An 18,040-nucleotide genomic window follows, 5' to 3' on the forward strand; every position below is an offset into this window, starting at 1 on the left:
GCCCCTTCGGCCGCCTGGGCGGTGGCGGTGGCGGTGGCGGCGGAGGTGGGGGTGGGGGAGGAGGCGGTGGCGGCGACTGCCGGCCCTCGTCCCCCGAGGACGGTTGTCGGGCGCCGGGCCGCTGCCTGCGAGGTGGTTGCGGTGCACGAGGGGGCCGGTCGATCGGGCGGGCCACCGTCGGAGCGCCGTAGACGGTGTCGGGCGGAGGTGCTGAACCGCCCGGCCGGCCCGGTCCGCTCGACTCGTCCGACGGCTGCGAGCGGTCCTCGTGGGGCCGCACGACGTCCTGCGGCGGACCGCTGCCCTCGGACGAGCCCGAGCCCTCGCCCCGGCGGTACCCATCGGACGACCGCGGTCCCCGGGCGGGCGGCATCCCACCCGGCGCTCCCCGATGATCCTGGGGGTGCGACTCCTGCCCGCCACCCTCACGGCCCGTCCCCCGCGGACCGGTTCGCCGCGGTTCACCACCCGGCCGCGCATCCTCCGGTCCCCGCAGCTCGTCCGGCACCCGCAGATAAGGGTTCGTAGCCGGATTGGGCGCCCGATAGGGCGTACCCGGCACGTACGGCCCGGCTTCACCGCCACCCGTCCCTGCCGCACCCTCCTCGTACGACCGTCCCCCGCCTTCGTACGACCGTCCCCCGCCTTCGTACGGCTGCTCTCCGCCTTCGTACGGCTGCCCTCCGTCTTCGTGCGACCGCCCCCTGCCTTCGTACGACCGCCCCCGGCTTTCGTACGACCGCGACACGTCGTCGTACGAACCACCCGCCCCCTCGTACCCCCCTGAACCGCCCCCGGAAGCCCCGGCGCCCCCCTCGTAAACCTCGGCCTCACCCCCGCGCGCGCCGGCGTCACCTCCATGAGGAGCGTTCTCGCCCCAGTAAGCCCCGCCCCCACCTGCGTACGGCCCAACCCCGCCCTCACCCGCATACCGCGGCGGAACCCCAGCAGCCCCAGCCCCCGGCACCCCCACCGCCTCGACACCGGAACCCCCCGCCACGTCACCCCGTGCCAGCCTCGCGGCCCGAGACCCCGCCGCCCCTGTCGCCCGCGCCAGCAAGGCCCCCGCGGCCCCCGCCCCCGCCCCCCACAGTGCCCCGAGCAGTACCGCGATCCCGAGTTGCCCCCGCAGCCGCACCCCCGCGCCGAACGCGTCGAACCCCAGCACCGACAGCGAGGCGTCCACCGACACCTCCGTCAGCCAGGCGAGCAACGGCAGCGCCACCGCGGTCGCGACCCCCAGCCGCAGCGCACACCGCCCCGCGAAACCAAGGGTCCCCAGATCCCCCGCCCCAGCAACCGTCCCCGGCGTCCGCACAGCGGTCAGCACCCCGGCCAGCAGCATCATCAGCGCCGCCCCCACCCCCAGCAGCCACACCCGCCCGTCCAGCTCCGCCAGGCGTCCCAGCGTCACCGACTGCTCGGAGTCGGAGGTGAGCAGTCGGTCCAGGGGATCCGGGAGAAAGTTCGTCAGTACGCCCGTCGCGCGGCCGTCGAAGGGGACGAACAGGCCGACCGGGATGCCCAGCCACACCCCGTTCGGTGCCCCGAGCAGCGCCGCTCCCGCGATCCGCTTGGGGTGGTCGTCGCCGATCGCCGCGTACGCCGCCGCCGAGAGCCCCGCGGCCACCGCGACCAGCAGCACCGTCACGAGGCCGGACACGGCCGGCCGTACGACCCGGTGGAGGGCCTCCCAGCCGCGCGGCAGTGGCGTACGACGGGACGCCAGCAGCGCGACCAGCAGGATCCCGGCCGACCAGCCGAGCCCGCCGAGCAGCGTCGGCGCGGTGTCCACCGTGAAGCCGACCGCCGCCTTCGCGTCGATCAGGTCGCCGACCTGGTCGGGCAGCAGCCCGCCGATGTCCCCGACGTCCCCAAGGCCGGGGATGTCGAGACCGCCGCCCCCACCCGCGCCGGGCAGCTTGTCGAGCCCCAGGGCGCTCCCGTCGAGTGTGATGACGTCGTGCCCCGCCCAGGCCAGCCCGCCCATCATCGCCGTGAACAGCGCGACCACCGAGCCCGCGCGCGCGAGGAGTTCCGAGGGCGCGATCACCGCTCCGGCGCCCCGCAAAGACCGCAGGAAGAACCATGACAAAAGCACCGCACCGACCAGGCTGACGCCCAATGGCGTGATCTCGATGGCGGTCACCGCCTGCGCCCCCGTCAGCCCGAACGCGGACACATCACCGGACGGCGTCACCGAACCACCCGCCGCAAGGGCCACAACGGCCGCGGTCATCGGACCCAGTGAGGCCACGGAATCGGCCTCCAGGAGATGCAGACCGAGCGCGGCGGCGCCCGCCATACCGATCAACGCCCAGCTCACTGCCGTGATCGCGGACAGCAGGATGTCTCCCCACGGCAGCCGCACACCCTGCTTCGTGGCCTTCGTGCTCATGGACGCACTCATGGCAGACCCCCCGATCCGCGGCGCGGCAGAGACCGCGCTTGTCCCCCTCGCGTGGATTACCCACTCTCCGGGTCGGTTTCAACCCCGTCAACGGAACCGGCCGAACCGTGCGAACGTGGTGTTCTCGGGGCTCGACTTTCGGTCAGGAGGGGGATCCTGAAATAGTTCCCGACGATGTTCGACATCCCTACACTCCCTGTGACGGGGGCAATTCGGGGGACTACTCAGTGGGGCTTGGAGTGCCGGAACTCGTACTGGAAGCGAATGGACGTACCTGGACGCTCGATCCGGCCAGGTCGTACAGCCTTGGACGCGATCCGCAGGGGGACATCGTGTTCGACGACGCCAGGGTCTCCTGGCGTCACGCCACGATCCGCTGGGACGGGCGCGGTTGGGTCATCGAGGACCACAGCAGCACCAACGGCACGTTCGTGCACGGTCAGCGGATCCACCGGACGGAGATCGGCCCCGGCGCGGCCGTCCACCTCGGCAACGCGAGCGACGGCCCGCTGCTGAACCTCTCCGGCACCGCGGCCCCGGTCGCGCAGCCCCGGCCCGGGCAGCAGCCGTACGCCGCGCAGAGCGCGAACCCCGGCTGGGCCCAGCAGACACCGCAGCAGGCCCCGCAACAGACACCACAAACATCACCCCACCAGGCCCCCCGGCAGGCCGCACCCCAGGCCTTGCCACATGCCTCGCCCCAGGCCTCGCCGTCCGGCTGGCCACAGCCTCAGCAACAGCCGCAGGCGCAGCCGTACTCGCACGCCCACCAGCCGCCGCAAAAGATCCCGCACCAGCAGGGCCCCGGCGCGGGCAGCGGGGGCGCGGCCGTGCCGCCGGTCTACGGCGACCGCAGCCCGACCACGTTCCACCAGTTCACCATCGGCCGCATCATGCGCATCGGCCGTGCCCTGGAGAACGACCTGGTCGTCTCCGACCTGCAGGTCTCCCGCAACCACGCCGAGTTCCACTCGATGCCCGACGGCCGCATGGAGATCCGCGACCTGGGCTCCCACAACGGCACGTACGTCAACGGCCAGCCGATCCCCAAGGGCGGCTCCACGCTGCTCGGCCCGAGCGACATCGTCGGCGTCGGCCACTCCACGTTCCGGATCGTCGGCGACCGCCTCGAGGAGTTCGTCGACACCGGTGAGGTGTCGTTCTCCGCCCGCCGCCTGACCGTCACGGTCGACGGCGGCAAGCAGATCCTCAAGGACGTCTCCTTCGGCGTGCCGGAGAAGTCTCTGATCGCGGTCATCGGACCGTCCGGTTCCGGCAAGTCGACCCTGCTCAAGGCGCTGACCGGCTACCGGCCCGCCAACCAGGGCGACGTTCTCTACGACAACCGCAACCTCTACAAGCAGTTCGCGGAGCTGCGCCAGCGCATCGGTCTGGTCCCGCAGGACGACATCCTGCACAAGGAGCTGACCGTCAAGAAGGCCCTCAAGTACGCGGCGAAACTCCGCTTCCCGGCCGACACCACCGGCGCCGAGCGCGAGTCGCGCATAGACGAGGTACTGCGCGAGCTGAAGCTCGACATCCACAAGGAGAAGAAGGTCACCTCCCTCTCCGGCGGTCAGCGCAAGCGCGTCTCGGTGGCCCTGGAACTGCTCACCAAGCCGTCCCTGATCTTCCTCGACGAGCCGACCTCCGGCCTCGACCCGGGCATGGACCGCGATGTCATGCAACTGCTGCGCGGCCTCGCCGACGACGGCCGTACGGTCCTCGTGGTCACCCATTCCGTGGCCGAGCTGGCCCTGTGCGACAAGCTCCTGGTGATGGCCCCGGGCGGCGCGGTCGCCTACTTCGGGCCACCCGAGGAGGCACTGAACTTCTTCGGCTACGACACCTGGGCCGACGTGTTCTCCTCCTTCGAGAACTACCGCGACTACGACTGGGCCGGCCGCTGGAAGGGCTCGCAGCACTACCAGATGTACGCCGCGGACATAGACGCCGTTGCGCCGCAATCCGTACAGACGCCTCCGATGCAGGGCATGAAACCGCCGAAGCCACAGCGCTGGACGGGCCAGTTCGCCACTCTCGTACGTCGCTATGTGTCGGTCATCGCGTCCGACAAGGGCTTCCTGGCGCTGACGGTGATCCTGCCGCTCGTCCTCGGCTCGGTCAGCCTGCTCATCGACTTCGGCGACAACCTGCTGCCCAAGCCGGTCGACCCGAGGACCAAGCTGCCCGAGCCGAACAGCACGGCCACCACCGTCCTGCTGATCCTCGCGGTCGGCGCCTGCTTCGCCGGCGCGGCCAACTCCGTCCGTGAGCTGATCAAGGAACGGGTGATCTACGAGCGGGAGCGTGCCACCGGCCTGTCCCGCTCGGCGTACCTGATGTCCAAGGTGGTCGTACTGGGCGCGATCACCATCCTGCAGGGGCTGATGGTCGGCGTCATCGGCTTCGCCACCCGGGGGCTGCCCAAGGAGGGGCTCGTCCTCGGCAGTGCCACCCTCGCGGAGCTGACTCTGCCGATCATGGGGCTCGGGTTCACCTCGATGATGTTCGGGCTGATCATCTCCGCACTGGTGAAGACGTCCGAGAAGACCATGCCGCTGCTGGTCATGTTCGCGATCGTCCAGGTCGTCTTCACCGGCTGCCTGTTCACCCTGCACGGCGCATTCGGCGTCAACGAACTCTCGTATCTGATGCCGTCGCGCTGGGCGGTCGCCGCCGCGGGCGCCACGCTGGACTTCAACCAGGTCAACCCGCCCGTCAAACCGGGCGACACGGCCGACCCGCTGTGGGACCACACGCTCACCACCTGGGGCCTGAACATGGTCGCCCTGATCGCCATCGGCATCGTCTGCGGTTTCCTCGTCTCCCGCTTCCTGCGCCGCCACGAGCCCGAGGTCATGCGCAAGTGACCACGGTCGTACAACAGTGAAGGGCGGCACCCCGACCGGGTGCCGCCCTTGTGCGTAGAAGAGGTCCGCGCGACCTCAGTACGCGCTGTTGACGTTGTCCATCGAGCCGTACCTGTGGGCCGCGTAGTTGGCGGCGGCGGTGATGTTGGCGACCGGGTCGTAGATGTTCCAGGACGTGCCCGCGACGTGGTACGCCTGGAACGTCGGCGGGATGACCTGGAGCAGCCCCTTCGACGGGATGCCGTTGATGGCGTTGATGTCCCAGTTGTTGATCGCGTTCGGGTTGCCCGAGGACTCGCGGATGATGTTGCGGTGCAGGCCGTTGTAGCTGCCCGGGATGCCCTTGGCCTTCATGATGTCCAGGGACTCCTTGATCCAGCCGTCAAGGTTGTTGGCGTAGCTCTTGTGCACCGCGGCCTTGAGCTTGGCGCGATGCGCGGCCCGGCTCGCGGCCTTGGCCTTGCGCGCCTGCGCGGCCTTCTTCGCGGCGGCGGCGTGCGCGGCCTTCTTCTTCGCGGCGGCCGCGGCCTTGGCCTTGGCCTTCGCCTCGGCGTGCGCCTTCGCTGCCTTCGCCTCGGCGGCGGCCTTGCTCTGCAGGGCCTTGGCGGCGAGCTGCTCGCTGACGTCCGCCTGGAGGCCCTTGAGCTGCTCGGAGGTGTACTTCACGGGGGCGGAGGAGACGGCGACCTCGGAGGTGGTGGTCTCGGCGTTGCCCGGAACCGCGCTGAAGGCGACGGCGGCGGCGCCGAGCGTGGCGACTCCGGCAACGGCGATCTTGTGGCGCTTGGTCAGGGCACGACTGTGAGGACGGGTGAAAGGGTTCTTGGGCATGCGGAATGGACCTCTTCGAATAGCGCGGAGGTCGCTCGCTGTCCGGGTGTCGGACGGGTGCTTCCGGCACAAACGCCGCGGGCGGAACCCACGGCGCTGAGCGACGTTGGCAATTCTTAGCTGCCGCAAAACGCCCAGGCAAAGGTGTGACGTACGACCCTGGGTAGTGGAGCCGGGGAGGGCAAATCGGGACAGACCAACACGTCTGCCCCGTTCATGCCGGGAGCCTTTGTCTCCTATTTCACCTAGTACGTGATCTGCGCCCTATGTGCGGGCTCACATCGACCGCACAGTGTTCTCACCAGCAGTTGCGCTCGCAATGCTCTGCGTGAGGAGGCTCCTCGGGGAGAAGCAGATGCACGTCCCCGAACTCGTGCCACAGGTAGTGCCGGCGCAGGGCCTCCTCGTAGCCGCGGTCGATCGCCGCCCGCCCCGCGACCGCCTCCAGCATCAGCAGGTGCGAGGCCTGCGGCTCGTGCAGCCCGGTCAGCAGCCCGTCCACCACCCGCACCCCGCGCTCCGGGGTCACGACGAGGTCCGTCCACCCTTCACGCGCGCGTACGACCCCGTCCGCCGCCGCAGCGGACTCCACGGCCCGCACGGCCGTCGTCCCCACGGCCACGACCCTGCCGTTCCCGGCCCGCACCGCGTTGATCAGCCGCGCGGAGGCCTCCGGCACCGAGAACCGCTCCGGGTACGGCGGCTCGTGCGCCTCCGCCGAGGCCACCCCCGTGTGCAGCGTGACCGGCGCGAACTGCACACCCCGGCTCACCAGCTCCACCACCAGCCGCGCGGTGAAGGGCCGCGCCGCACTGGGCATCTCCGCACTGCCCGACCCGTCGGGCGACGGCAGCGCGAACACGGTCTGATACACGGACAGCGGCTGGTCCCGCTCCGTGTAGGAGTACCGGATGGGCCGCCCGTGTTCCCGCAGCAGCCCGAGAACCTCCCCGCCGCACACCCGCGCCCACCACAGCCGCCCGCTCACCGCATCCTCCAGCACCAGCCGCAGGCCCCCGGGCAGCCGCACCTCCGTCCCCGCGGGCCCGCCCGCACGCGCACGCGTGGTGCCCTCCCCGTCGGGCTCCCGCAGCTCCACCGCCCACCGGCCGTCGTCCCCACGCGTGGAGAAGTGCACCACCACACGCGCGTGCCCGATCCGACCGTCGACGGCCGCGGCCAGCGTGGGGGAGGTGTTGACGACGAGCAGGTCCCCGGCCCGCAGCAGCCGCGGAAGCTCCCCGAACGAGTGGTGCGACACCGCGGTACCCCGCGACACCAGCAGCCGTACGGCATCCCGGTCGAGCCCGGTCCCACGCTGCTCGGGCGGTACCCGTGCCGACAGTTCCTTCGGTACGCGCACGGCGAGTGTCATCGGCCCTCCCGCAGCGAGGGGGCGCCGGACGATGCCCTCGGTCGCCTCGCCGGCGCGGGCTGTGGGCCGAGGGCGGCTGCTCGTGTCCGGTCTAGCCGGGGCCCGCCCTGTTCGGCCGGCACCTGTGCCGACAGCTCCTCCGGTACGCGCAGGGCGAGTGTCATCGGCCCTCCCGCAGCGAGGGGGCCTCGTACCGCCCGCTCGGTGGCCGCTCGTCCAGCAGCCGCAGAAAGCCCGGCACCACACTCGCCGGCTCCGGCCGCGGGTCCTTGTCGTCCGGTACGGCCGCCGCGTACAGGTCGGTCGCCATGTCCCCGGGATCGACGGCCCACACCCGCAGCTGCGGCTCCTCCTCGCCGAGCACCGCAGCGAGGTGGTCCAGGGCGGCCTTCGACGCCCCGTAGCCGCCCCACGTCTCGTACGCCTCGGCGGCGGCATCCGAGCTGATCGCGATCACCGTGCCGGCCCCCGACGCCCGCAACAGCGGCAGCGCCTCCTGGACCAGGCCCAGCGCGGCCACCACGTTCACCTCCAGCGCGCGGCGCAGCCCCTCCAGCGGCAGCTCCTCAAGACGCGCCAGCGGCTCGACGCCCAGCGCGCTCGCGTTGTTCACCAGCAGATCGACGCCGCCGAGCTTCCAGGCCGCCGCCACCAGCTCCCCGCGGTGTGCCGGATCCGTGACGTCCCCGGGCAGCGCCGTCACCCGGGTTCCGTGCCCGGCGACGGCGGCCGCCGTCTCCTTCAGGACCTCGGCCGTCCTCGCGTCGAGCACCAGGTCCCAGCCCCGCGCGGCCAGCGCCTCGGCGAGCGCCCGACCCAGCCCCTTCGAGGCCCCCGTGATGATCGCTACCGGCATGACACACGTCCCCTCGTCGTCCACGCCTCCTGATCGGCGTGCCCCCAACGTAGGAAGGGCCTCCGCCCCGCCGCCTCGGACGCGGGCCGCAGAACGGTGAGGCCCTTCGCCCTAGGTCGCCCGGCCTAGCCGGAAGCCGTCACAGGTCCGATCCGCGCTGTCACACCCCGCCCGTACGCTGAGGGCATGAGTCAAGGCCCCCGGTCCGGCCTCGCCGCGGTGAGTTCCGCGCTGCTGGCCATGAGCAGGCACCTCGAGGTGCGGGACGTCCTCAAGACGATCGTCGCCTCGGCCCGCGAGCTGCTCGACGCGCAGTACGCCGCCCTCGGCGTCCCGGACGACCACGGCGGCTTCGCCCAGTTCGTGGTCGACGGTGTCAGCGACGCCCAGTGGAAGGCCATCGGCCCCCTCCCGCGCCAGCACGGCATCCTCGCCGCGATGCTGCACGAGGCCACGCCCGAGCGCCTCGCCGACGTCCGCAAGGACCCCCGCTTCGAGGGCTGGCCCGCCGCCCACCCCGACATGGTCGACTTCCTGGGCCTGCCGATCCGCGACGGCGACGAGGTCATCGGCGCGCTGTTCCTCGCCAACAAGCTGCGTCCTGTGGGGGGACACCCCCCACACCCCCCGTGCCCCAAGCCTGAAGGAAGCTGCGGCTTCACCGAGGAGGACGAGGAACTGCTCTCGATCCTCGCCCAGCACGCCGCGATCGCCCTGACCAACGCCCGCCTGTACGAACGCAGCCGGGAGCTCACGATCGCCGAGGAACGCTCCCGCCTCGCCCACGAACTGCACGACGCGGTCAGCCAGAAACTCTTCTCGCTGCGCCTGACCGCCCAGGCCGCCGCCGCCCTGGTCGACCGGGACCCCTCCCGCGCCAAGGACGAGATGCAGCAGGTGGCCACGCTCGCCGCCGAGGCCACCGACGAACTGCGCGCCGCCGTGGTCGAGTTGCGCCCCGCCGCCCTGGACGAGGACGGCCTGACCGCCACCCTGCGCACCCACATCCAGGTCCTGGACCGTGCCCACACCGCGCGCGTGACCTTCACCGCCCGCCACGTCCGCGCACTGCCCGCCGCTCAGGAGGAGGCCATGCTCCGCGTCGCCCAGGAGGCCCTGCACAACGCGCTGCGGCACTCCGGAGCCGCACATGTCGACGTGACCCTGGACCGGCGCGGCAGCGGAGCCGTCCTGCGCGTCACGGACGACGGCAGCGGCTTCGAACCGAAGGCGGTCCGCCGCGCGGGACGCCACCTCGGCCTGGTCTCCATGCGGGACCGCACCAGCGGGGTCGGCGGCACGCTGACCGTGGAATCGGCGCCCGGCAAGGGCACCACGATCGAGATGGAGGTCCCCGGTGGCTGACGCGATCAGGGTCCTGCTCGTCGACGACCACCAGGTCGTCCGCCGGGGGCTGCGCACCTTCCTCGAAGTGCAGGACGACATAGAGGTCGTGGGCGAGGCCGCCGACGGCGCCGAAGGCGTCGCGCGCGCGGAGGAACTGAGGCCCGACATCGTCCTCATGGACGTCAAGATGCCGGGCATGGACGGCATCGAGGCCCTGCGCAGACTCCGCGAACTGGACAACCCCGCGCGCGTGCTGATCGTCACCAGCTTCACCGAACAGCGCACCGTGGTACCGGCCCTGCGCGCGGGCGCCGCCGGGTACGTCTACAAGGACGTCGACCCCGACGCCCTCGCCGGCGCCATCCGTTCCGTCCACGCCGGACACATCCTGCTCCAACCCGAGGTCGCGGGCGCCCTGTTGTCCCAGGAGGAGAACAACTCCGGCCAGGGAAGAGGCGGTTCGCTCACCGAGCGGGAGCGCGAGGTGCTCGGACTGATCGCGGACGGCCGCTCCAACCGGGAGATCGCCCGTGCGCTGGTCCTCTCCGAGAAGACCGTGAAGACACACGTCTCGAACATCCTGATGAAACTCGACCTGGCGGACCGGACCCAGGCGGCACTGTGGGCGGTACGTCACGGAGCGGCCGGTTGATCCCGAGACACACGGCAATACGGAGGGTTCCGCTCCGGAGTGAGATTCATACCGTCGTGGGAATGTCCCCCGAATGGCGCATCCTTCGGGGAGGCCCGCCGTTCTTCAGTGCATGCTGCGGCGACTGCCGCGGCAATCGCTAGGAGGGCTTAGAAGTGAAGAACCTGAAGAAGGTAGCGGCCGTGACGATGGTGGCCGGCGGGCTGGTCGCCGCCGGTGCCGGTATGGCCTCCGCCACCGACGGGGCGCACGCCGACGGCAAGGCCGTGGGCTCGCCCGGCGTCGTCTCGGGCAACCTCGTCCAGGCCCCGGTGCACATCCCGGTGAACGCGGTCGGCAACAGCGTGAACGTCATCGGCGTGCTGAACCCCGCCTTCGGCAACCTCGGCCTCAACCACTGACTTCCCTCGCCGAACGGGGAGTGACTTCGGCCTCCCGGGTGCACCACGCACCCGGGAGGCCGGTCCGTTCCCCGCGCGCAGTCACCGGGCCATCGGCTCGAGACGTCACGCGTCCCTCAGGGAGCGGAGCGGCACCCCTTAGCGTGCGAGCGGGCCCCGCGGAGAGGGCCGGCCCGCCCGCGGATGGAGCCACGCGCACCCGCCGCCCGGCCCGACGCCGATCACCGCACCCGCCGCAGTCCAGCCCCGCGCCCGGTGGGGTCACGCCTCCTGCAGTCCAGCCCCGCGCCCGGTGGGGTCACGCCTCCTGCAGTCCAGCCCCGCGCCCGGTGGGGTCACGCCTCCCGCCGTCCAGCCCCGCGCCGGTCGGGCCACGCACCTCCCGCCCGGCCCCACGCCGGTCACCGCACCCGCCGACATCCAGCCCATGCCCGGCGGGGTCACGCCCGCTGCCGTCCAACCCCGCGCCCGGCAGGGCCGCACGCCCACGCCCCGCCGCCGGGCCCGACGCCGGTCACCGCATCCGCCGCCGTCCAGCCCCAGGCAGGGCCGGGTCACGCACCCCCGCCGCCGTCCAGCCCCACACGGTCCGGGCCACGCACCCCCCACCCAACCCCACGCCGCTCACCGCACCCCCCGCTCCAACTCCTCCACATACGCGTTGTACGCAGCGACCTGCGCCCGCCGCCCCGTCCGCTCCACCGGACGCAGCGCCTCCCCCCGAGCCCGCATCTCGGCGGAGCTCACCGCGCCCCCGGGCCCGTTCTCGTAGGCCAGCGACACCAGCAACCCCACCCGCTGGGCAAGCTCCAACACCCGCACCGCCCGAGGCGGATACCCCGGCGCCAGTACCTCCCGCCCCCGCTCGGCCCGGGCCCGGTACGCCCAGATCGCCGCCTCCGCCACCGGCCCCGACCCGGCCACGTCCAGCCGCGACAGCACCTCGGTCGCGTCCCGCAAGGCCTCCGCGAGCTCACGCTCGGCCTCGCCCAGCGAGGGAACGTCCGCAGGCGGAGCCTCCCGCACCGGCAGCACATGCCACACCACCTCGACATGCACATCGCCCGCGGGCCCGGCCTCGTACACCTCCGGCACAAGGCCCAGCGCGGCGCCGTGACAGACCACCGCCTCCTCCGCCTCCAACGCGCGCGCGTTGAACTCAGGCGGCCCGCTCAGCCCCAGCGGATGCCCGGGCGCGGGCAGCGCGACCCGCAGACCGGTGACCCCGAGCGCCCGCAGCCGCCCGAGCGCCAGGGTGAGACCGACGGCCGCCGTCTCACCCGGCAGCCCCTCCACCCGGTGCACGGCATCGTCACCGACGATCGCCAGTACGGCGTCGTCCGGCGAGACAAGTCCGGCCAAAAGGCCGTTTCCCCAAGCGGCAAGGCGTCCAGAGCGCGGTTCCGAGAGCATGCCCCCCAGCCTAAGGACCGGACCACTGAACGGGAGCAGCCGACCGGTGGCGTAGATTTCATCGAGGGCTGCGCCCAAAAGCGCGCACGCGCCAGCCGAGACGTCGACACCGGTCACACTGCAAGGGGAGACAACGCGCTCATGAGCGATGTTCTGGAGCTTCAGGACGTATCCGTGGTCCGTGAGGACCGGGCTCTGGTGGACCAGGTCAACTGGTCGGTCAAGGAGGGCGAGCGCTGGGTCATCCTCGGCCCCAACGGCGCCGGCAAGACCACGCTCCTGAACCTCGCCTCCAGCTACCTCTACCCGAGCAAGGGCACCGCGACCATCCTCGGCGAGACCCTCGGCAGGCCCGGCACCGACGTCTTCGAACTGCGCCCCCGCATCGGCATGGCCGGCATCGCCATGGCCGACAAGCTCCCCAAGCGCCAGACCGTCCTGGAGACCGTGCTGACGGCGGCGTACGGCATGACCGCCGGCTGGCAGGAGGAGTACGAGGACATCGACGAGCAGCGCGCCCGCGCATTCCTCGACCGCCTCGGCATGAGCGACTACCTGGACCGGAAGTTCGGCACCCTCTCCGAGGGCGAGCGCAAGCGCACCCTCATCGCCCGCGCCCTGATGACCGACCCCGAGCTCCTCCTCCTCGACGAGCCCGCCGCCGGTCTCGACCTCGGCGGCCGCGAGGACCTGGTCCGCCGCCTCGGCCGACTCGCGCGCGACCCGATCGCCCCGTCGATGCTCATGGTGACCCACCACGTCGAGGAGATCGCCCCCGGCTTCACCCACGTCCTCATGATCCGCCAGGGCAGGGTGCTCGCCGCGGGCCCCCTGGAGCTCGAACTCACCTCCCGCAACCTCTCCATGTGCTTCGGCCTCCCCCTCGTCGTCGAGCAGGTCGGCGAGCGCTGGACCGCGCAGGGCCTGCCACTGTCGTGATCACGTGAAGTACCCGCAAAAACAAGGGTAAGAAGCCCGTTCCCGCTCCATTGCGCCCTGTCCGCGGAGGTACCCGCGGACCTACCATGACCACGTGAACGACATCGACGCATGGGTGTGGTGGCTCGTCGGCGCGGCTGCGCTCGGAATCCCGCTCGTGGTGACCGCGATGCCGGAGTTGGGCATGCTCGCGATGGGCGCCGTCGCCGCCTCCGTCGCTGCCGGACTCGGCGGTGACATCGTCGCCCAGGTGCTCGTCTTCGTCGTCGTCTCGGTGGCCCTCATCGCCGTCGTACGGCCCATCGCGACCCGGCACCGCTCCCAGCGACCCCAACTCGCCACGGGCATCGACGCGTTGAAGGGCAAGCAGGCCGTCGTCCTGGAGCGCGTCGACAGCGCGGGCGGCCGGATCAAGCTCGCCGGAGAGGTGTGGTCGGCCCGTTCTCTCGACACCAGCCGGGCCTACGAAGCGGGCCAGGAAGTGGATGTCGTCGACATCGAGGGAGCCACGGCGATCGTCATGTGACCTCGCAGGATGCAACTGAACCGAACGCACCACGAGTTGTACGACGGTCTGACACACTCGACCAGCAAGATCTTCAACAACCATAAGATCTTCCGAGAACGCCGAGGCAGAGAAGGGCACGGGGAGCACGATGGAACCGGTCATCATCGTCTTGATCATCCTGGTGGTGTTGGTCTTCATCGCCCTGATCAAGACGATCCAGGTCATCCCGCAGGCGAGTGCCGCGATCGTGGAGCGGTTCGGCCGCTACACGCGGACACTCAACGCGGGACTCAACATCGTCGTCCCGTTCATCGACACCATCCGCAACCGCATCGACCTGCGCGAACAGGTCGTACCGTTCCCGCCCCAGCCGGTCATCACCCAGGACAACCTGGTCGTCAACATCGACACGGTCATCTACTACCAGGTGACCGACGCCCGGGCCGCGACCTATGAGGTCGCCAGCTACATCCAGGCGATCGAGCAGCTCACCGTCACCACGCTCCGCAACATCATCGGCGGCATGGACCTGGAGCGGACCCTGACCTCCCGCGAGGAGATCAACGCGGCCCTGCGCGGCGTCCTCGACGAGGCCACCGGCAAGTGGGGCATCCGGGTAAACCGCGTCGAACTCAAGGCAATTGAGCCGCCGACCTCCATCCAGGACTCGATGGAGAAGCAGATGCGCGCGGACCGTGACAAGCGCGCCGCGATCCTCACCGCCGAAGGCACGCGCCAGGCCGCGATCCTCACCGCCGAAGGTGAGAAGCAGTCCCAGATCCTGCGCGCCGAGGGTGAGGCCAAGGCGGCCGCCCTGCGCGCGGAAGGCGAAGCCCAGGCGGTCCGCACGGTCTTCGAGGCGATCCACGCCGGAGACCCGGACCAGAAGCTCCTCTCCTACCAGTACCTCCAGATGCTCCCGAAGATCGCCGAAGGTGACGCGAACAAGCTCTGGATCGTCCCCAGCGAAATCGGCGACGCCCTCAAGGGCCTCTCCGGAGCCATGGGCAACTTCGGCAACTTCGGCGGCGGTTCGAGCGGAGGCAACGGCGGCTCGGAACGCCGGGAGACCCCGAAGATCGACTGACCCAGGGATTCCAGTACGACAAAGGGGCCCGCCTTCCCAAGGAAGGCGGGCCCCCACGTACTCAGGGGCGCGGGGCTGTATCGACATGCGGCTCCGCCGCGGGGCGCGACAAACCACAACGCACCCGCAGCCGCATCAGCATCGCACCCGGCAGATGACTAGGCGGCGTCCCGCGCCAACCACTCCGGCAGCGCGGAGAAGTCCTCGTGCCCCAGCGACAGCAGCATCGCGTCAGCCGGAGTCGGCTCGAACGGCTCCCGCAGCAACGGCATCCCGGCCTCCGCCGGAGTCCGGTTCGCCTTGCGGTGGTTGTCCTCCGCGCAGGAGGCCACCGTGTTCAGCCAGGTGTCCTGGCCGCCCTGGGACCGCGGCACCACGTGGTCCACGGTCGTCGCCCGCCGCCCGCAGTACGCGCACCTGTGCCGGTCACGCACCAGAACACCCCGCCGGGACCAGGGAGCTTGTCTTCGGAAGGGCACCCGCACATACCTGCACAGCCTGATCACCCGGGGCGCCGGTATGTCGACCGCGGCTCCGCGCATGCGCAGTTCGGGGTGGGACTGCTCGACGACGGCCTTGTCCTGCAGCACCAGAACGACGGCTCGGTTCAACGTCACCGTCGACAGCGGCTCGAAGCTCGCGTTCAGTACCAGCGTGTCCCGCATGTCAGCCCACCTCCCATGTGCACCGTCCCACCCCCTGGCGGGCCTGGGCCTGGATCAACTCTGGCCGGGCACGCCGAGATGGACAACGCAATAAAAAGTGCCCGCCTCTGATCAATTCCAAGACCAGAGGCGGGCAAACGCACGATGAAGGTCAGTCTTCGGCGGGCACCTCGTACTCACCGATCAACTGAGCACGCGCGATGGTGTGGAACCGCAGGTTGAAGCCCACATAGGCAGGCGACGCATCGGCATCGGGCCCGAGCTTGTCCTGGTCCACGGCGTACACGGTGAAGACGTACCGGTGCGGCCCGTCCCCGGCCGGCGGAGCGGCCCCACCGAAGTCCTTCGACCCGTAGTCGTTCCGCGCCTGTACGGCACCCTCCGGCAGCCCCTCGAACGTGCCGCTGCCCGCACCGACCGGCAGCTCGGTCACCGAGGCCGGAATGTCGAACACGACCCAGTGCCAGAACCCGCTGCCCGTAGGGGCGTCGGGGTCGTAGCAGGTCACGGCGAAGCTCTTGGTCTCCGGCGGGAAGCCCTCCCAGCGCAACTGCGGAGAGGTGTTGCCGGCCGCGTAGACCTGAGCGTCCTTGAGCGTGCCGCCCTCCTGCACGTCCTCGCTCGTCACCGTGAACGACGGCACGGGCGGATGGAAGTCATGGGGGAGCGGCCGCCGCTTGAGCTCGGTCACCTCGGTACCTCCTGATCGATTACCGGAATCAGCAGTTCCGAGCCTAGAACCAGTTGCGCTTGCTGCCGACCTCCGACAGCCACTGGTTGAGGTAGGCGGCCCAGTCGGTGCTCTGGTAGTCGTGCAGTCCCACCTGGAAGGACCGGAAGGTGTCGCTGCCCTCGCTGAACAGCCCCGGCTTCTTGTCCATCTCCAGCACGACGTCCATGGCGTTGCCGTCCGCGACGAAGCTCAACTCGACCTGGTTGAGCCCGCGGTACTGCTGCGGCGGGAAGAACTCGATCTCCTGGTAGAACGGCAGTTGCTGCCGCGTCCCCCGGATGTGGCCGCGCTCGAGGTCCGCGTTCTTGAAGCGGAAGCCCAACTGCATGAAGGCGTCCAGGATCGCCTTCTGCGCCGGCAGCGGGTGCACGCTGATCGGGTCCAGGTCACCGGAGTCCACGGCACGCGCGATCGCCAGCTCGGTGGTCACACCGACGTTCATACCGCGCAGCGGCTGCCCGTCGATCACCGTGATCGGCGTCTCCCACGGGATCTCCAGACCGAACGGCACCGCGTGCACCGCGTTGGCCTGAAGCGTGAAGGCACCGCCGAGCGAGACCTTCGTGAACTCGATGTCCTGCTTGTACTCCTGGTCGCCGCTCTCGACCTCGACCTTGGCCTGGAGCCCGACCGACAGCCCTTCGATCTCCTGGTCGACGGACCCACCCTGGATCCGCACCTCGCCCTGGACGACACCACCGGGGACGACGTTGACCTCGGTCAGCACCGTCTCCACCGAAGCCCCACCGGCCCCCAGGCTCGCGAGCAGCTTCTTGAACGCCATGTCTCTCCTCTTAGAACGCGCGGATTCCTGATCCCTACAAACGCGATCCGGCCGTCGTCGGTTCCGCGCCCTCACCCTGGCAAGCGGACGAACCCTTGACCACCCCTTGGCACACACCCGTCTGGACTACGCTCGTACGCCATGATCACGCCCCCGGACCGTACGCCACTGCCACGAGAGTTCTTCGACCGCCCTGTCCTGGAAGTCGCCCCCGACCTCCTCGGCCGCACCCTCGTCCGTACGACCCCCGACGGTCCGATCGCGGTGCGCCTCACGGAGGTCGAGGCCTACGACGGTCCGAACGACCCCGGCTCCCACGCCTACCGCGGCCGCACCGCCCGCAACGACGTGATGTTCGGTCCGCCCGGCCATGTGTACGTCTACTTCACCTACGGCATGTGGTTCTGCATGAACCTGGTGTGCGGACCGGAAGGCCGCGCGAGCGCCGTCCTGCTCCGCGCCGGCGAGATCCTCGAAGGCGCCGAGCTGGCCCGCAAACGTCGACTCTCGGCCCGAAATGACAAGGAACTGGCCAAAGGGCCGGCCCGCCTGGCCACGGCCCTGGGCGTGGACCGGGCCATGGACGGCACGGACGCGTGTGCCCAGGACGAGACTCCGCTGAGGATGCTCACCGGCGCCCCGGTCCCCTCCGACCAGGTACTCCACGGTCCCCGGACGGGGGTGGCGGGCGAAGGGGGCGTCCATCCCTGGCGGTTCTGGGTCGCCGACGACCCGACGGTGAGCCCCTACCGGGCTCATGTCCCGAGGCGGCGCTCAAGTTGACTCGCTCTTGGAAGATGCGTAACGTGGCCCGAGCCGCTTGAATCGGTTACGGCGATCGCCAGCAGCCGAGAGCGGACAAACCACTACCTACGACATCCCCTCGGCGGGGGCGATTTCGGCGTGCCCGCACGCCCGAATTCGAACTCGCAGGACTCGATTATGAGTTGCCGAGGGAATCGGCTAACGTAGTGAATGTCGAAAGGCCCCGCCGACAGGGAATCAGGCCCGAAAGGATCTGATAGAGTCGGAAACGCAAGACCGAAGGGAAACTGCCCGGAGGAAAGCCCAAGAGGGTGAGTACAAAGGAAGCGTCCGTTCCTTGAGAACTCAACAGCGTGCCAAAAATCAACGCCAGATATGTTGATACCCCGTCCATCGGACTT

Annotated in this window: 15 protein-coding genes and 1 pseudogene; 8 read left to right on the plus strand and 8 right to left on the minus strand. The window is 70.4% G+C overall.

What is annotated here, in order from left to right:
* Positions 1-517 precede the first annotated feature (517 nt).
* Positions 518-2,492, minus strand: a pseudogene (locus ACGFWE_RS37710) (streptophobe family protein); the annotation flags it as partial.
* Positions 2,493-2,649: 157 nt separating this feature from the next.
* On the opposite strand from ACGFWE_RS37710, the gene ACGFWE_RS37715 reads away from it, so the two are divergent.
* Positions 2,650-5,283: an FHA domain-containing protein gene (locus ACGFWE_RS37715; RefSeq protein ID WP_393604673.1), complete on the plus strand. Its 2,634-nt coding sequence runs from the start codon at positions 2,650-2,652 to the stop codon at positions 5,281-5,283.
* Positions 5,284-5,358: 75 nt separating this feature from the next.
* On the opposite strand, the gene ACGFWE_RS37720 is transcribed toward ACGFWE_RS37715, so the two are convergent.
* The 3 genes from ACGFWE_RS37720 to ACGFWE_RS37730 all read right to left on the minus strand — a co-directional run bounded on the left by ACGFWE_RS37720 (position 5,359) and on the right by ACGFWE_RS37730 (position 8,345).
* The gene (locus ACGFWE_RS37720) at positions 5,359-6,114 is read right to left on the minus strand and encodes a transglycosylase SLT domain-containing protein (RefSeq protein WP_352390400.1); all 756 of its coding nucleotides are present in this window, start codon (positions 6,112-6,114) and stop codon (positions 5,359-5,361) included.
* A 298-nt stretch (positions 6,115-6,412) separates the two neighbouring features.
* Positions 6,413-7,489: an S-adenosylmethionine:tRNA ribosyltransferase-isomerase gene (locus ACGFWE_RS37725; RefSeq protein WP_393604675.1), complete on the minus strand. Its 1,077-nt coding sequence runs from the start codon at positions 7,487-7,489 to the stop codon at positions 6,413-6,415.
* 160 nt (positions 7,490-7,649) lie between these two features.
* Positions 7,650-8,345, minus strand: a complete 696-nt coding sequence (locus ACGFWE_RS37730) for an SDR family NAD(P)-dependent oxidoreductase (RefSeq protein WP_352390398.1) — start codon at positions 8,343-8,345, stop codon at positions 7,650-7,652.
* A 186-nt stretch (positions 8,346-8,531) separates the two neighbouring features.
* On the opposite strand from ACGFWE_RS37730, the gene ACGFWE_RS37735 reads away from it, so the two are divergent.
* The 3 genes from ACGFWE_RS37735 (at position 8,532) to chpE (ending at position 10,745) form a co-directional block, all read left to right on the plus strand.
* Positions 8,532-9,710, plus strand: coding sequence for a GAF domain-containing sensor histidine kinase (locus ACGFWE_RS37735; RefSeq protein WP_352390397.1), 1,179 nt, complete (start codon positions 8,532-8,534; stop codon positions 9,708-9,710).
* Positions 9,703-10,344, plus strand: coding sequence for a response regulator (locus ACGFWE_RS37740; protein ID WP_393604678.1), 642 nt, complete (start codon positions 9,703-9,705; stop codon positions 10,342-10,344). The genes ACGFWE_RS37735 and ACGFWE_RS37740 overlap by 8 nt, the downstream gene beginning before the upstream one ends.
* 155 nt (positions 10,345-10,499) lie before the next feature.
* The gene (chpE, locus tag ACGFWE_RS37745; RefSeq protein ID WP_352390395.1) at positions 10,500-10,745 is read left to right on the plus strand and encodes a chaplin ChpE; all 246 of its coding nucleotides are present in this window, start codon (positions 10,500-10,502) and stop codon (positions 10,743-10,745) included.
* Positions 10,746-11,369: 624 nt separating this feature from the next.
* On the opposite strand, the gene ACGFWE_RS37750 is transcribed toward chpE, so the two are convergent.
* A complete protein-coding gene (locus ACGFWE_RS37750) occupies positions 11,370-12,158 on the minus strand; it encodes a hypothetical protein (RefSeq protein ID WP_393604680.1) in 789 nt (262 codons plus the stop codon).
* A gap of 141 nt (positions 12,159-12,299) precedes the next feature.
* Here ACGFWE_RS37750 and ACGFWE_RS37755 point away from each other — a divergent pair, with 141 nt between their 5' ends.
* The 3 genes from ACGFWE_RS37755 (at position 12,300) to ACGFWE_RS37765 (ending at position 14,692) form a co-directional block, all read left to right on the plus strand.
* Positions 12,300-13,097 (plus strand): ABC transporter ATP-binding protein, encoded by a 798-nt coding sequence (locus ACGFWE_RS37755; protein WP_352390393.1) that lies wholly within the window; start codon positions 12,300-12,302, stop codon positions 13,095-13,097.
* A 94-nt stretch (positions 13,098-13,191) separates the two neighbouring features.
* Positions 13,192-13,623 carry an NfeD family protein gene (locus tag ACGFWE_RS37760; protein WP_352390392.1) on the plus strand — a complete coding sequence of 144 codons (432 nt, stop codon included), beginning with the start codon at positions 13,192-13,194 and terminating at the stop codon, positions 13,621-13,623.
* 130 nt (positions 13,624-13,753) lie between these two features.
* Positions 13,754-14,692: an SPFH domain-containing protein gene (locus tag ACGFWE_RS37765; protein WP_057618170.1), complete on the plus strand. Its 939-nt coding sequence runs from the start codon at positions 13,754-13,756 to the stop codon at positions 14,690-14,692.
* Between the two features lie 158 nt (positions 14,693-14,850).
* Here the strand turns inward: ACGFWE_RS37765 and ACGFWE_RS37770 are convergent, their stop codons facing one another.
* The 3 genes from ACGFWE_RS37770 to ACGFWE_RS37780 form a co-directional block, all read right to left on the minus strand.
* Entirely contained in the window at positions 14,851-15,357 is a 507-nt protein-coding gene (locus ACGFWE_RS37770; protein ID WP_062038853.1) for an HNH endonuclease, read from the minus strand.
* A gap of 151 nt (positions 15,358-15,508) precedes the next feature.
* On the minus strand, positions 15,509-16,048 hold the full coding sequence (locus tag ACGFWE_RS37775) for a YbhB/YbcL family Raf kinase inhibitor-like protein (protein WP_393604683.1): 540 nt from the start codon (positions 16,046-16,048) through the stop codon (positions 15,509-15,511).
* 43 nt (positions 16,049-16,091) lie between these two features.
* Entirely contained in the window at positions 16,092-16,874 is a 783-nt protein-coding gene (locus tag ACGFWE_RS37780) for a sporulation protein (protein ID WP_352390390.1), read from the minus strand.
* Between the two features lie 141 nt (positions 16,875-17,015).
* Between ACGFWE_RS37780 and ACGFWE_RS37785 the strand changes: the two genes are divergently transcribed.
* A complete protein-coding gene (locus ACGFWE_RS37785; protein ID WP_393604685.1) occupies positions 17,016-17,657 on the plus strand; it encodes a DNA-3-methyladenine glycosylase in 642 nt (213 codons plus the stop codon).
* Positions 17,658-18,040 lie beyond the last annotated feature (383 nt).

It is taken from the genome of Streptomyces sp. NPDC048523 (assembly GCF_043199815.1).
Taxonomy (GTDB): Bacteria; Actinomycetota; Actinomycetes; order Streptomycetales; family Streptomycetaceae; genus Streptomyces.